The following is a 13,866-nucleotide window of genomic DNA, read 5'->3' on the forward strand; positions in this document are numbered from 1 at the left end:
AACTTTTTGGCTGCAGTATTTTTTCAAGATGAAGATGACATCCCCCGGCGAGTTCCCAAACTAGGGGATGTCACTTTAGCCGATATCCCTCCGGAAATTGGTCTGTTTCCGTTAAGCGGCGTTGTTCTTCTGCCACGAGGAAGACTGCCGCTTAACGTATTTGAACCACGCTATATTGCATTGGTGGAAGATGCACTGGCAACGCAGCGCCTGATAGGCATGATCCAGCCGCGTTGGCGGGAAGAAGAAGATGAAGCGAACAGCGCCCCGCCACTGTACCCCATAGGGTGCCTTGGCCGGATTGTTTCCTTTACTGAACGCGCCGATGGAACCTATGCCGTTACACTTGCAGGCCTTACGCGCTTTAGGCTCCTGCGTGAAACAGGAGAAACACGTGGGTATCGGCAAGCAAGGATAGATGTTTCCACTTTTGCTGGGGATCTGAACGAAATTCCGTCTGCTCCGTTTGACCGGGAAAAGCTTCTGGGCTCTATGCGGCGTTACTTCCAGAAAAAAGGGCTACAGGCACGTTGGTCTCTACTGGAACAGATGGATGATGATATCTTGCTTGTAACATTGCCCATGATCTGTCCTTTCCCTCCGGCAGAAAAACAGGCATTGCTTGATGCCGAAGATCTAACTGACCGTGTGCGGGTGCTGCAAACACTGCTAGACCTGTCTGGTCCGGAACAGGAAGGCCCGCCTTCCTGAACCTTTTACTGAGGAACAGAGAACTGATGTCTGACACACCTCCGCTTGATTCCCGGCTTCTTTCGGTGCTTGTGTGCCCTGTTACCAAAGGGCCTCTGACTTACAATGCTGAAACAAATGAACTGATCAGCAAAAAAGCTGGTCTTGCCTTTCCTATCCGTGATGGCATCCCCATCATGCTGCCAGATGAAGCACGCCGCCTAGAAAGCTGATCTCACAGCTTTCTCTCTTTCTCCTTTACAATGAACCCGTCCATGCTTCTGGCGAAAAAAACAGGCACCCTGATCGGAAACCTTCTATTGGTCTCTCCACTGCTGGTGGCATGTCACGGGCCTATTGAGGGGGAAAATATTGACGTTCCCCCAGAGCGGCCAGGACGCTTTTTGCCCGAAGCTGCTCCAGCAGAAGCCAAGGCGGCAGAACAGGAAGAAAACCTGCGAGAAGCCCAAGCCGCCCGTGAGGGCAAGCCTGCTGAGGCTCAGCCCCCCAAACCTGAAGAACGTTACGAAACACTGCCCGATGCAGGTTCTGGCGCTGCTGGATCCATGGAAACAGAAGACGGGCATACTGTTACCCCACAAACCCAAGCTATTTACGGCAAACCGTCTGATAGGTCTTCTAGCCATTAACGTCAGAGATTTTCCCTGCGCGCTTTAATTTAATATTCATGCTCTGCTTTGTCTGTATGCCTGCGGCGCAGGATATTGGCACAGACCATGCCGATAACACCTGTCATCATGCCAATAGCTGTTGGAATAGCGCCGCCTCCGGGCAAAACACCCACCAGAACACTGCTTAATGAGCCAAGGCTAAACTGCATTGTGCCAAGCAAGGCAGAAGCACTACCTGCCTGATGTGCATGGCGTGAAAATGCCATTACGGTACCGTTTGGCCCAATAAACCCCAATGCGCCGGTAATGCATGTAATCAGCCCACATGTCAGCCACGGATGCGCAAGACCTGCCAAACCGGAACAAGCCACTACCACAAAAATGCCGCCCATCACCAAAGCCCAGACAATGGCGGCCTCTAGCAAAGCAGGCATGGCAAACCTATGCACAAGTCTGCCGTTAATCTGGGTTCCCAAAATAAAAGCGGCAGCATTTGCACCAAAAAACACGCCAAAAGCTGTGGGAGAAAAATGAAGAACCTGTTCAAACAGAACAGGCGCGCTTCCCAGATAGGCGAACATCACAAAAGTAGAAAATGTTGTGATAAGCGCATTGGAAAGAAAAACAGGTTCACGCAGGATCGTGCGGTAACGGGTAAAAATTTCGAAGGGCGCCAAGCGCATCCGATGCGCGGGGGACAGCGTATCTGGCAGCATGTATATAATGCCAACCATACCCAGAATGGCGTATAGGGTGCCACTCCAGAATATCCACCGCCAGTTCCCAAATTCCAGCACCAAGCTCCCCATGCTGGGGGCCAACACAGGCATCACACCAAACACCAGTGTAAGCTGCGCCATAATATGCGCACCTTTTTTGCCGGTTGCCACATCTCTTACAATGGCACGCGGAATAACTGCGCTGGCAGAACCACCAAATGCACCAATAAAACGCATGATACAGAACAGATGATAATCCCGCACCACAGCACACATGGCAGATGCAACAGCAAAGACTGCAAGCCCTATAACCAAAGGAACCTTACGCCCAAACCTATCTGACAGCGGGCCTTGAGAGAATTGACCAAACGCCAGCCCTAGAAACCATGCCCCCAGTGTAAACTGAGCAGAACCAGCGCCACCGCCCAAATCCCGTTCAACATCAGGAAAAGCCGGAAGATACATGTCTGTAGCAAGTGGGCCAATTGCCGTAACAAGCCCCAAAAGCAGGATAAGCTGCAGCGGCAGCCCATTTTTAAAAAGGGCAGGATGGGTAGAAGATGTTGTCATGATATCAGGCACCGAGAAAAAACGTTCTGTTTTTTCTCTTGATCTGCACCATTTGTCTATGAATGCAGACACAACGCATCAATGCTAAGGCATAAAAAAAGCTGCCAGAATATCTGGCAGCTTTTTTGTAGAAGCTTATTTGCTTTCGGTTGCGGCCGGCGGAGCCGGAGGTGCACCGTTTCCGCACATTGGCGGCATCTGGGGTTCAGGGCGTTCGGCAATCTGCTTCAGCTGTTTCTTGGTCAGAATATCATGAACCTGCGTTTCAACCTGCAGGCGCTGTGTTGCGCGCTCGGTCTGCATGGTGCTGATCTGCTGTTCAATCTGCTGCAACTTAGCCTGATCAACCGGACCCGGTGTTGTCAGCACTTCACGTTCCTGCTGGTGCAGGCTGTGAATCTGCTCCATGTCCGCTTTCGGGTCTGAAGGCTTGTTTGCTTCAAAAATAGTTTTCAGCTTTTTCTTCTGGGCAGAGGTCAGCTTAACGCCATCCAGATTCAGAATAGGACCACCCATGCCATGATGATGCATTGGACCACAGCCCGGGCCACCCGGCGGAGGTGCGCCAACAGCCGGAGAGGCTTCCTGTGCGTGTGCAAAAGAAACTGCTGAGGTCATCATTCCCAGCGTCAGCGCTGTAGCCATCAAAACTTTTTTCATCAGATTCGCCTTATAAAATCTTTACCGTAACAAAGTGCATAAACACCTTGTCTGCTTTTTGACTAATGACAAAGGCTTGTGTCTGAAAAAAGGCATAAATTTAAAAGAAAAATGTTCTGCCTTTGCTTCTGGATAGAAAGATTGCGTGCAAAGTATCTCCAATTTTACATAAAAGGAAGAGATTACCCCATGCTAAAGCCGTAATTTGCGATTGCAGCCTTCCTGCTGCACATTAGCTATATGATTCGTATTTTTGTTGATTCTGATGCATGCCCCGTAAAAAACGAGGTCTATCGTGTGGCCAGTCGTTACAATCTGCATGTTTTCATTGTCTCAAACAGAATGATTATGGTTCCAGATTCACCTCTGATTGAGCGCATAGTGGTAGATGCAGGGCCAGACATGGCAGACAATTGGATTGCCGAGCGCGTATCAGACAGAGACATCGTAATTACAGCAGATATTCCGCTGGCAGCGCGATGTGTTGAAAAAGGCGCCTATGTTCTTGAGCCTAAAGGGCGAGTTCTGGATGAAGATGCCATTGGTATGGCGTTGGCAGTGCGTAACCTGATGACAGATTTGCGTTCAGCCGGTGTCATGACACCGGGTGGAAGCGTATTTGGAAAAGCAGATCGATCCCGCTTTCTTTCCGCTTTGGATACGCTGGTAACTAAAGCACAAAAGCCCCGTTTACGCCCACTGACATTTCCAAATGAATAAGTAGCTTAAGCAGTAGAAGAATAAAACGCCTGCCGGTACACTTGATGCTTACTGAGGAGCCGCCAACACCAACCATGCCCCAATGAAGGGACATGGGAAGTGATGCTAAAATCAGCCCGCTTTCTTTTCAGCTATCTGCGCAAACAATGCAGAAATTGCGTTTTGCGCTTCAGTTTGGATAGCCTTGAGGTGTGCCTCGCTCTTGAAGCTTTCAGCATAGATTTTATAGACGTTTTCTGTACCCGATGGACGCGCAGCAAACCAGCCATCTTTAGCTGAAACCTTCAGGCCACCAATGGCTGCCCCGTTACCCGGCGCGTTAGTTAGGGTCGTGATGATCGGCTCTCCTGCCAGTTCGGTCATGCCGATCTGCTCAGGAGACAGATTTTTCAGGATAGCCTTCTCTTCCGGAGTAGCCGGGGCATCAATTCGCGCATAGTACGGCGTGCCAAGACGTTTTGTCATGTCCTCATATGCAGCCCCGGGGGTACGCTTGGTACGAGCGGTCATCTCGGCTGCAAGTAGGCCAAGAATAATGCCGTCCTTATCTGTACTCCATACCGTACCAGCACGGCGCAGGAAGGACGCGCCTGCGCTTTCTTCCCCACCAAAGCCCAACGTGCCGTGGTACAAACCATCAACGAACCACTTGAACCCGACTGGCACCTCCACCAGCTTGCGGCCGATTTCATTAGCCACGCGATCAATCATGCCGCTGCTAACCACCGTTTTGCCCACGCCTGCATGGGCGTTCCAGTTTTCACGGTTTTTGAACAGGTATTCAATCGCAACGGCAAGATAGTGATTGGGATTCATAAGCCCGTATTTACCCGACACAATGCCATGACGGTCAGCATCAGTATCATTGGCAAAAGCGATGTCGAACTTGTCCTTCATCCCGACCAAGCGGGCCATAGCATAGGGAGAAGAGCAATCCATGCGGATCTTCCCGTCCCAGTCAGCAGTCATGAAACGAAAGGTCGGATCTACTTCCTTGCTAACAATCGTAGCATTGATGCCGTATTTGTCTATGATCGGCTGCCAGTAATCCACTGCAGCCCCACCTAGCGGGTCGATACCTATGGACACGCCGGATTCCCGAATGACATCCATGTCCACCACGGCAGCCAAGTCATCCACATACGGGGTGATGTAGTCATGGCGCTTTGTGGTGGGAGCTTTCAGCGCCTCTTCAAGGCCGACGCGCTTTACGCCTTCCATGTTCTTGGCCATGTAGTCGTTGGCCGCGTTTTCCACCACCTTGGTAATATCGGTATCCGCCGGCCCGCCATGGGGAGGATTGTACTTATAGCCACCATCTTCCGGCGGGTTATGCGATGGCGTAATAACCACGCCATCAGCCAAATCACTGCTGCGGTCGCGATTATAAGTCAGAATCGCGTGCGAGATGACTGGCGTGGGAGTATAGCCATCCTGCGCATCAATGCGAACTTCCACACCATTTGCCGCAAATACTTCCAGCGCGGATTTTAACGCTGGCCGCGAAAGCGCATGAGTATCAATGCCGATAAATAACGGCCCAGTAATGCCCGCGCCCTTGCGATAGTCAGCTATCGCCTGACTGATCGCCAGAATGTGGTTTTCATTGAAACTGGTGGTCAACGCAGACCCACGATGCCCCGACGTACCAAACGCAACACGCTGCGTTGCAATAGCGGGATCAGGCTTGCGGGTGTAATAGGCGTCAAGCAAGGCATCGATATTAACAAGGCGGTCTGGATCGACCGACTTGCCGGCAAATGGGCTTATGCTGGGCATTAGCTGCTCCCGAAATACAATACGAAAAAGCGTATATTTTCTTACAGGCCGATATCAACAGCGTCCACCTGCATCCCCAAGTAGGGCGACCTGACGACACATAGAAATTGCATCACGTCTTCAAAACAGAAACACTAGGTAGAACTTTCCACCATGAAAGTGCCTTATATTTATATTGAGGCGCATTACACAGAATATAGCATTCCCAATTTTATAATATAAGTATTCACATTTACTTAATAATTGTGTATGTTTCATGCCAAAATATAATATATATATTTGGTAAGAATCTATATTATTTATCTTAACAGAAGGTAAAAACCTATAAGTGATTACTATCTTCGTAATTTTATTGGATATTTCGACGGGAACTGGTGGAGCCAATCGGGATCGAACCGACGACCTCCTGAATGCCATTCAGGCGCTCTCCCAACTGAGCTATGGCCCCACATCGTTCTTGTGCACAGCCTCTTACATGGTCTGCCCATAACAGGCAAGCCCCTATTTTCAGTAAAAAATCACCTTCATCTCTCTCAACACTTCAAGAAGCGGCAGAAGAGGCAACCCCTGAATGGAAAAAGAATCTCCTTCTATATACGCAAAAAGCTGCAAACCTGGCCCTTCCAACCGATATGCACCCACAGAAGCCAGACACGCAGGGCCTTCGGTTTGCAAATAGGCGTCCAGAAAAGCTTCAGAAAACAAACGCATGGTCAAACGGGGCTGGTCAACATGCTGCCATACCACCTGACCATTCCGACAGAGTGCAACCGCCGTATGTAAAATATGGGTATGGCCTCTTAACGCCAGAAGTTGCTCACGGGCCTGCGCCAGATCCTTAGGCTTATCATACCATATGGAATCGCAGGACAACATCTGATCTGCGCCAATAATAAAAGCATCTGGCTGCTGGACAGAAAGCGCCTTGGCCTCAGCCAACCCAAGAGCTACAGCTTCAGGCTTCCATCCCTCACGTTTGCCTGCAGCTTTAAGGATGTCTTCATTTACATCTCCAACCTGGACATCAAAATCCAGTCCAACATCCTCAAGCATCTTGCGCCTAGAAAAAGAACCACTCGCCAAAAGCAGTTTCGAATCTCTGTTCTGTAATGGAGTCGGCATTAGTACTAAATCCTGCATCAATTCGAGTCCCGTTCAGGTACTCGTAAAAAAATGGCCTGTGAGTACTCACCTGAGTACCGGGGTACATGTGGATTGTACGGAACTCATAACTGCGACGTACCGAGTACCGGGCACAACCCTTTAAAACGATAAACCGGTGAGTTGTACACAGCCCCGTACGGGTACTTTCTGGATAACTTCAAAAAGTCCTTGTTTTCCAATACCCTAAAATCTGTACACAGTGTGGGAAAGCTGGGGTACATTTTTGGAATACCGGGTACCCCACCATTCACAGTAATTTTAAACAACTACAAACCTATTTCTTTCTTTTTTTATAGGAAGAGGGGCGTGGACAGCGTGAACAAAGACGTGGCAGGACATCGAAGCATGATGACAGACGAACATATCCCCTCCGCCAAACGGCTTTTAAGAACACTCAATGGTGAAGCCCTGTGGCCGCCTCCGATGTGGCTGATGCGGCAAGCTGGTCGCTTTCTGCCAGAATTTCGGGCCATGCGTGCCAAAGCAGATTTTCTGACACGCTGCATGACACCAGATATTGCAACAGAACTGACATTGCAGCCGATCAAACGTTTTGGAATGGACGGCGCTATTCTGTTTTCCGATATTCTGATTTTACCATGGGCGATGGGACAATCCCTTGAATTTGTAGAAGGTAAGGGCCCTATACTGGGTGCTATTCGCTCTGAGCAGGATCTGGCCAAGTTGGATCCTGCACGTATTGCCGAGATTACAGCGCCTGTTTTGGAAACTCTGACACGCTTGCGTAAAGAACTGAATGGCCCGGACAAAATTGGTGTTGCACAACCAGGCGCAACCACTTTGCTTGGTTTTACGGGCGCTCCCTTTACGGTTGCCTGTTACATGGTTGAAGGGCATGGATCTCGGGAGTTTGCTGTTACCCGGCAGATGGCTTACGCGGAACCTGTTCTGTTTGATCGGTTAATGGATTTACTTACCCGAACAACAGCCGAATATCTTTGCAAGCAGATTGAAGCAGGTGCTGAAGCTGTCATGCTATTTGATTCGTGGGCTGGCCTGTTATCTCCATCAGAATTTCGTAAACACGTTATTGCGCCATCTCGCCAGATTGTTCAGGCTATTAAAGCCCGACATCCTTCTACCCGTATTATCGGGTTTCCGCGTTTAAGTGGTGTATTGGTTGCCGAATATGCACGAGAAACCGGCGTAGATGTTGTGGCGCTGGATACAGGGGCAGATATAGAAATTGTGCGTTCCATGCTGCCAGAGCATGTTGGAATTCAAGGTAATCTGGACCCGGTTTCTGTATTGGCAGGTGGAGATGCCATGAAGCGTGAGGCACTGGCTATTCGTGAAGCTGGCCGAGGGCGTGCGCATGTTTTCAATTTAGGTCATGGTGTGTTGCCACAAACACCTGTTGAACACGTTGCGGAATTGGTAAACACGATAAGGGAAACAGCCTGATGGCAGAACAACCACTCGTTCTTTCCCCTCAAGGGCATCTTAAACTTATTATTTTTGATTGCGATGGTGTTCTGGTTGATAGCGAAGAAACATGTTGTCGCATCAGTGCAGAAGAAGCTCGGCGCGTTGGTATGAACGTGCCGGATAAGCAAGCAGTAAAAGTATTTTCCGGCATGGCGTTGCCGGGAATACAGCACATGATTGAGCAGGAAACTGGCGCAAAGCTGGGGGCTGGATGGGCAAGCATGATGCAAAAACGCTTTGTGGTTGCCATGAAAGAAGGTGTTGAACCTGTTGAGGGCGTTTATGATATGCTCAACAGTATTCAAAAAATGTGTGTTCCTGTAAGGGTTGCATCCAATTCATCTCAAGAAGAGATGGATGCAAAGTTTTCTATTACCAATCTTGAGCACTTTTTTAAAAACCGTATCCACTCAGCAAGAGATATGGGAATTCCAAAACCCAAACCTGATGTGTATCTGAAAGCCGCAGAAGAAGAAGGTGTTTCTCCTGCAGAATGTCTTGTACTGGAAGACAGTGATACAGGTGCACAGGCAGCCGTTGATGCCGGAATGGCTTGTGTGATGCTAAGGCCAGAAGGAAACCCTATTCCAAAATGGAATAATATTTTAAGAATTAACCATCTTTCACAATTTGCACCTTTGGTTCAGAAAGCTTTGCAACAGCAAGGGCGTTGATGATGGTTATAGATGCCCTTTTGCCGTGGTTACGTTGGCTGATAGCTTTTCATATCATGTCTGTTATGGCGTGGATGGCCGGGTTATTTTATCTGCCACGATTATTTGTTTATCATTGCCAGGTTGCTGTTGGATCACAGGAAAGTCTGCGGTTTAAAATTATGGAACGCAGACTTTTGAAAGCAATTATGACACCGGCTATGTGTGCTAGCCTGTTTTTTGGTGTGCTACTTGTGTTGACTCCAGGTGGGGTAAATTGGCATGCGGGATGGTGGCATACAAAACTTACTGCTGTATTCTGTATGTTTGTTTTTCATGGGTGTTGTGCGCGTTGGTGTAAAGATTTTTCTTCTGACCATAATAGGCATTCAGAAAAATTTTATCGTATTGCCAATGAAGTGCCAACTATCTTGATGATGATTATTGTTATTATGGTTGTTGTTCAACCATTTTAGAAAAATCCCCTGTAAATCAGGGGATTTTTATTTTTATATCATATTTTTAATACGTAAAAGACCAAATGCAGCTAAGCTGACCATACAGGTGATCTCATTTTTACGTATCATATTTTCTACTTCTGAAAGAAGAAAAGTATGACATGTCATACCTTGTTCGGTATCCTCTAGCTGACGGTTACCTTGGGTTAATCCTGTGGCCAAATAGACGTGACCTTTCTGGGTAGAATATCCTGCTCCCTGATAAACAATGCCTGCATGTTGTAATGTTTGGGCTCGTAAGCCTGTCTCTTCTCGTAATTCACCTGCGGCAACATCTTCTATTTTGGCATCTGGTTGAGCCTCCCACATGCCCATTGGTAACTCCCATAGCCGTTTTTTAATGGGATAACGGTATTGATTGACCAAAGTTACAGTTGGGTGGCCATCTGTAGATGTGCCCAAAGGAAGGATAACAACAAATTCGCCTCTTTCTACAATGCCATAAAGGCCATCTTTACCATTAGGTAAGCGGATGATGTCTTCCCGCACACGGGTCCATGGGTTTTCATAAGCAATGCGGGTGGAAATGGTGATGTAACCTTCATCATCAGGTGAAGACATATTCATGCTGGATTCCTAAGTTTTGCTTTGCATTCGCCTATCATATGCGAGCAAATTGGTACGGATTCTGATTATGCCATAACATTACCATGAAGGAATGTAATGAACGGAAATAATAATATTGAAGGAGCACCAGATACAGCAGGAAAAACGCTATGGTCTATTTTTGCCATCGTGGTTTTTACTTTGCTTTGTTACGTAGAAATCGGTTTACAAATGGCAGTTGTGCCATTGTTTGTAAAAGAACAGTTGGGATTTAGCTCTGCGCTCGCAGGGTTTGCTGTTTCCGTTCAGTATCTGGCCACATTTATATCCCGTGTAGGAGCTGGCCGGCGGATAGATACACGTGGCCCTAAAAGGGTTGTCATTGCAGGGCTTTTTCTGGGTGCGCTTTCTGGTTTGTTCATCATGCTTGCGCCTTCCATGATGGCCTGGCCTGTAGGGGCTTTGGCAATTGTTCTATTGGGCCGTATTTTTTTGGGCATATCTGAAAGCTGGGTTGCGACTGGTGTTATCGTCTGGAACATTCAGAGGGTAGGGGCACCTGGAACCGCCCGTGTTATCTCCTGGAATGGTGTGTGTTCTTATGGCGGCATTGCATTAGGGGCGCCTATTGCCATGATGATTTATCAGTCTCATGCTGCATTAGGTGGTTTTTGGGGCATAGGCCTGTGCTGTATGCTGATGCTGCTTTTGGGGGTGCCGTGGGCATGGCATCAGGTAGCAGTTAAACCGCTTTCCCCATCTACGGGTAAGCGCCATTCCTTTATGACAGTTTTTGGTCAGGTTGCACCATATGGCATGGCTCTGGCTGCAGGTTCTATTGGGTTTGGCGCTATTTCATCCTTGCTGACGTTGTATTTTGCTGATCAGAACTGGAGTGGGGCTGCAACTGCATTATCTATTTTTGGATGTGTTTTTGTTTTGACACGGTTTGGTTTTACAACTCAGATAACAAAACGTGGTGGCACAATTGTTGCATTGGTTTCCTTACTCATAGAAAGTTTGGGCTTATGTGTATTGGCTATGGGACATTCACCTGTTTGGGCAAATATAGGGGCTGCGTTAACGGGTGCTGGTTTTTCACTTTTGTTTCCTGCTTTGGGGGTAGGGGCAGTAGCCCGCACAAAGCCAGAAAATAAAGGCATTGCTGTAGGCGCATTTTCTGTTTTTCTTGATATCGCCCTTGGCCTATCAGGACCCGTTTTAGGCTTTATTATTCCGTTTTGGGGATATCAGGGATTGTTTTTAACAACAGCACTTATGAGCCTGATGGGTGTGGGAATATGTGCTTTTGTTTATCGTAAGGAAAATGGACAATCCATTTTACCGTAAGAAACAGATTTCTAAAACTTTAGAAACTTATTTGGAGGAACATAAAGGATGACAATTGATGTGCGTGCAGTCGCCGTGTTCTGTGGTTCCCGCATGGGGGCAAAGCCTGTGTATCAGCAGGCAGCGCAGGAAACGGGCAAAGAATTGGCCAAGGCCGGAATCCGGCTGGTATATGGGGGCGGTGCAAATGGGCTGATGGGGGTTGTGGCCCATGCTGTTATTCAAGCAGGTGGCAGTGTTACGGGTGTTATCCCTGAATTTTTAAAAACCCGTGAAAAAATGAATGAAGACGTTTCTGAACTGATCGTTACAGATTCCATGCATACCCGTAAGCAGATCATGTTTTCACGTGCCGATGCTTTTTGGATTTTGCCTGGTGGTTTTGGAACATTTGAAGAGCTTCTGGAAATTCTGACATGGAGACAGCTTAAACGCCATGATAAGCCCATCGTGCTTATTAACGTAGATGGATGGGGCGATAAGGTTGTAGCCATGCTTGATGAGGCGGTGAAACAAGGATTTGCCTCAGTAGATGCGAGATCTTTGTTGAGCGTTGTGCCGAATGCTGCCGCTGCTCTGGAATGCTCCCGCGTTACAGAGCATACAGAAGCGTTGGGTATGGATGTGATGTAAAATAAGATGGGGCAAGGGTAGGAAGGCTCATTTCTACTCTTGCTTCTCAGGCCAGAGCGCTGTATAGGCAGCGTGTAATCGGAGTGTAGCTCAGCCTGGTAGAGCACTGTGTTCGGGACGCAGGGGCCGGAAGTTCGAATCTTCTCACTCCGACCAGACTTTCCCTTGAAAAATAGACATAAACAACAGTGCTCACTTTATCATGTGAACACAATACCGCGTTTATGCGCCCGTACCTTATATATAAGGTACGGTATCGTTATCTGATCATACTTGCGATATAGAGCTGATAGCCAAGAGCCTGTCCGCTACCTATGGCGGCTCTTGGTCTATCTATTACTGCTTCCACGAATGATTTCGGCAAGCCCCTTAAATTAAGCAAAATATATATACAATCTGCTTGCCTTAAATTGTCTGTTTGTATATACAATTTATATGAGATACGATTGGGACGAAGCAAAGCGTCAAAGTAACATCGCCAAGCATGGCGTTGATTTTGCTGATGCTGAAGACTTCGAATGGGATGTGGCTTTTGTCATGACAAGTCGTAGCGCAAACGAGCCCCGCCTTGTTGCTATTGCCCCAATCAATCTCCGCCTGCATGTGCTGGTTTTCAGCATTGAAACACGCATTGTCCGCATCATCAGCCTACGAAAGGCCAACAAACGGGAGGCAAAGCTTTATGCCGCGCAAACCTGAATTTATCATGCCTACGGATGAAGAAGATGCCCTGATCAATCAGGGCATCTTGCAAGATGCAGATAACCCCGAGCTAACGGATCAAGATTTTCTCAATGCCAAACCTGCATCTGTAGCTGTGCCAGCATTAGCAGCACAGCGTAGAGTAAGAGGGCCACAAAAAGCTCCCACAAAGAAGCTTGTATCGATTCGTCTTGACCCCGATTTGATTGACCGGCTGAAACAGGACGGCCCTGGTTGGCAAGGGCGCGTTAACGATATGCTACGGCAAGCCATAGGCCTAACCAGTTAGCTTTTGTAGCCAGACGTCACCCAGCCTGCACAGAGGCATTAGCAGCATCAAGCTGCTTTTCAGCAAAGGCCCATTCATCCGCTGTGGGTGCACGGCCTTCCTTCAGCGGCTTCAGCAGTGCGGAAATATCTTCCACGATCACCGGGCCGTTTTCGACAAGGGCTTCAACCGCAGCAATGGCAATGCTTGCGTAGTTCATGATAGTTTTTCCTTGATTTTCTGCCATTTTTGGCAGGCAATAAAAAAGGGTGTCCAGTAATACCGACACCCTTGCGGATCATTTTCCCGACGCCGGGAAAATGGTTACTTGCTGGCAGGCAGCAGCTTGCGGGCTGCGTCTAGCGCATCCTGCGCCGCTTCAACCGCAGCTTCAGGCAGTGGATCACCTTTAGCCGCAGCCTCATCGAGCGGCTTGATCTGGTCATGCGCGGTCTGGAAGGCCGGTTTCAGCTTTGCTACTACAGCCGGATCTGCGGCCGGGTTCTTTTCATAGTCAGCCGCAAGCTGGGCTGCTGCGGCATAAGACAGGCTCAGGCCGTAAACAGACTGCTGGCGCTGCACTAGCTGGTCAGATCCGCACGCCATCAAGCTGGTGCCAACCAGACCAAGCAGCATGACGCCCGCCACGGCAGAAGCCGCGCTGCTTTTCTTGGGTGCTGCTTCAGCAGTGGAAGAAGCAATGGCAGATGTTGCGGCCGCCAGAATTGTGCTGGCTGGCACGGCATCGGCAATCACCTTTGCAGCCGTGGGGCCAATGTCCTTATGGGCGGCCACTGCATTCAGCGCCTTTTC

Annotated in this window: 18 protein-coding genes and 2 tRNA genes; 12 read left to right on the forward strand and 8 right to left on the reverse strand. The window is 48.6% G+C overall.

Translation table 11 applies throughout. The features are described from left to right. Positions 1 to 6: 6 nt before the first annotated feature. The 3 genes from FKW19_RS03960 to FKW19_RS03970 are packed head-to-tail and all read left to right on the forward strand — an operon-like array spanning position 7 to position 1,340. Positions 7 to 711, forward strand: coding sequence for an LON peptidase substrate-binding domain-containing protein (locus FKW19_RS03960; protein ID WP_006116601.1), 705 nt, complete (start codon positions 7 to 9; stop codon positions 709 to 711). A gap of 26 nt (positions 712 to 737) precedes the next feature. Beyond that, positions 738 to 923, forward strand: a complete 186-nt coding sequence (locus tag FKW19_RS03965; RefSeq protein ID WP_003623252.1) for a Trm112 family protein — start codon at positions 738 to 740, stop codon at positions 921 to 923. 30 nt (positions 924 to 953) lie between these two features. Next, positions 954 to 1,340 carry a hypothetical protein gene (locus tag FKW19_RS03970; RefSeq protein ID WP_006116600.1) on the forward strand — a complete coding sequence of 129 codons (387 nt, stop codon included), beginning with the start codon at positions 954 to 956 and terminating at the stop codon, positions 1,338 to 1,340. A 29-nt stretch (positions 1,341 to 1,369) separates the two neighbouring features. Here the strand turns inward: FKW19_RS03970 and FKW19_RS03975 are convergent, their stop codons facing one another. Both FKW19_RS03975 and FKW19_RS03980 read right to left on the reverse strand, forming a co-directional pair. Further along, complete coding sequence (locus tag FKW19_RS03975) at positions 1,370 to 2,611, reverse strand: multidrug effflux MFS transporter (RefSeq protein WP_089178319.1); 1,242 nt, start codon at positions 2,609 to 2,611, stop codon at positions 1,370 to 1,372. Positions 2,612 to 2,746: 135 nt separating this feature from the next. Beyond that, positions 2,747 to 3,271 (reverse strand): Spy/CpxP family protein refolding chaperone, encoded by a 525-nt coding sequence (locus FKW19_RS03980; RefSeq protein WP_089178318.1) that lies wholly within the window; start codon positions 3,269 to 3,271, stop codon positions 2,747 to 2,749. Positions 3,272 to 3,511: 240 nt separating this feature from the next. On the opposite strand from FKW19_RS03980, the gene FKW19_RS03985 reads away from it, so the two are divergent. After that, positions 3,512 to 3,991 (forward strand): YaiI/YqxD family protein, encoded by a 480-nt coding sequence (locus FKW19_RS03985; protein ID WP_089178317.1) that lies wholly within the window; start codon positions 3,512 to 3,514, stop codon positions 3,989 to 3,991. A 111-nt stretch (positions 3,992 to 4,102) separates the two neighbouring features. Here FKW19_RS03985 and pgm read toward each other — a convergent pair whose 3' ends face one another. The 3 genes from pgm to FKW19_RS04000 all read right to left on the reverse strand — a co-directional run bounded on the left by pgm (position 4,103) and on the right by FKW19_RS04000 (position 6,910). Further along, the gene (gene pgm / locus FKW19_RS03990) at positions 4,103 to 5,770 is read right to left on the reverse strand and encodes a phosphoglucomutase (alpha-D-glucose-1,6-bisphosphate-dependent) (RefSeq protein WP_089179852.1); all 1,668 of its coding nucleotides are present in this window, start codon (positions 5,768 to 5,770) and stop codon (positions 4,103 to 4,105) included. Positions 5,771 to 6,142: 372 nt separating this feature from the next. After that, positions 6,143 to 6,218 (reverse strand) — tRNA-Ala (locus FKW19_RS03995). A 59-nt stretch (positions 6,219 to 6,277) separates the two neighbouring features. Then, a complete protein-coding gene (locus tag FKW19_RS04000) occupies positions 6,278 to 6,910 on the reverse strand; it encodes a Maf family protein (RefSeq protein ID WP_035353107.1) in 633 nt (210 codons plus the stop codon). A gap of 369 nt (positions 6,911 to 7,279) precedes the next feature. Between FKW19_RS04000 and hemE the strand changes: the two genes are divergently transcribed. Genes hemE through hemJ form a run of 3 tightly spaced genes read left to right on the forward strand, consistent with a single transcriptional unit; the run spans position 7,280 to position 9,512 of the window. Then, positions 7,280 to 8,359: a uroporphyrinogen decarboxylase gene (gene hemE / locus FKW19_RS04005; RefSeq protein ID WP_081461453.1), complete on the forward strand. Its 1,080-nt coding sequence runs from the start codon at positions 7,280 to 7,282 to the stop codon at positions 8,357 to 8,359. Next, positions 8,356 to 9,057, forward strand: a complete 702-nt coding sequence (locus tag FKW19_RS04010) for an HAD family phosphatase (RefSeq protein WP_089179851.1) — start codon at positions 8,356 to 8,358, stop codon at positions 9,055 to 9,057. Before hemE ends, FKW19_RS04010 begins: the two co-directional genes overlap by 4 nt. Positions 9,058 to 9,059: 2 nt before the next feature. After that, complete coding sequence (hemJ, locus tag FKW19_RS04015; RefSeq protein WP_035353112.1) at positions 9,060 to 9,512, forward strand: protoporphyrinogen oxidase HemJ; 453 nt, start codon at positions 9,060 to 9,062, stop codon at positions 9,510 to 9,512. A gap of 33 nt (positions 9,513 to 9,545) precedes the next feature. On the opposite strand, the gene FKW19_RS04020 is transcribed toward hemJ, so the two are convergent. Then, positions 9,546 to 10,121, reverse strand: a complete 576-nt coding sequence (locus tag FKW19_RS04020) for an NUDIX hydrolase (RefSeq protein WP_063354804.1) — start codon at positions 10,119 to 10,121, stop codon at positions 9,546 to 9,548. A 96-nt stretch (positions 10,122 to 10,217) separates the two neighbouring features. Between FKW19_RS04020 and FKW19_RS04025 the strand changes: the two genes are divergently transcribed. The 5 genes from FKW19_RS04025 (at position 10,218) to FKW19_RS04045 (ending at position 13,074) form a co-directional block, all read left to right on the forward strand. Further along, entirely contained in the window at positions 10,218 to 11,450 is a 1,233-nt protein-coding gene (locus FKW19_RS04025) for an MFS transporter (RefSeq protein ID WP_006116590.1), read from the forward strand. Between the two features lie 48 nt (positions 11,451 to 11,498). Then, positions 11,499 to 12,083 (forward strand): TIGR00730 family Rossman fold protein, encoded by a 585-nt coding sequence (locus tag FKW19_RS04030; RefSeq protein WP_006116589.1) that lies wholly within the window; start codon positions 11,499 to 11,501, stop codon positions 12,081 to 12,083. 79 nt (positions 12,084 to 12,162) lie between these two features. Continuing rightward, positions 12,163 to 12,239: transfer RNA gene (locus tag FKW19_RS04035), tRNA-Pro, on the forward strand. A 279-nt stretch (positions 12,240 to 12,518) separates the two neighbouring features. Next, positions 12,519 to 12,782, forward strand: coding sequence for a BrnT family toxin (locus FKW19_RS04040; protein ID WP_006117339.1), 264 nt, complete (start codon positions 12,519 to 12,521; stop codon positions 12,780 to 12,782). After that, positions 12,766 to 13,074 carry a BrnA antitoxin family protein gene (locus FKW19_RS04045; RefSeq protein WP_035354354.1) on the forward strand — a complete coding sequence of 103 codons (309 nt, stop codon included), beginning with the start codon at positions 12,766 to 12,768 and terminating at the stop codon, positions 13,072 to 13,074. The genes FKW19_RS04040 and FKW19_RS04045 overlap by 17 nt, the downstream gene beginning before the upstream one ends. 16 nt (positions 13,075 to 13,090) lie before the next feature. On the opposite strand, the gene FKW19_RS04050 is transcribed toward FKW19_RS04045, so the two are convergent. Next, positions 13,091 to 13,273 (reverse strand): hypothetical protein, encoded by a 183-nt coding sequence (locus FKW19_RS04050; protein ID WP_231621279.1) that lies wholly within the window; start codon positions 13,271 to 13,273, stop codon positions 13,091 to 13,093. Positions 13,274 to 13,377: 104 nt separating this feature from the next. Beyond that, positions 13,378 to 13,866: hypothetical protein (locus FKW19_RS04055; protein ID WP_150225412.1), on the reverse strand; the 489-nt coding region annotated here is incomplete at its 5' end.

The sequence above is a fragment of the Acetobacter sp. DmW_125128 genome (genome assembly GCF_008704325.1).
GTDB classification, from domain to species: Bacteria; Pseudomonadota; Alphaproteobacteria; order Acetobacterales; family Acetobacteraceae; genus Acetobacter; species Acetobacter oryzifermentans.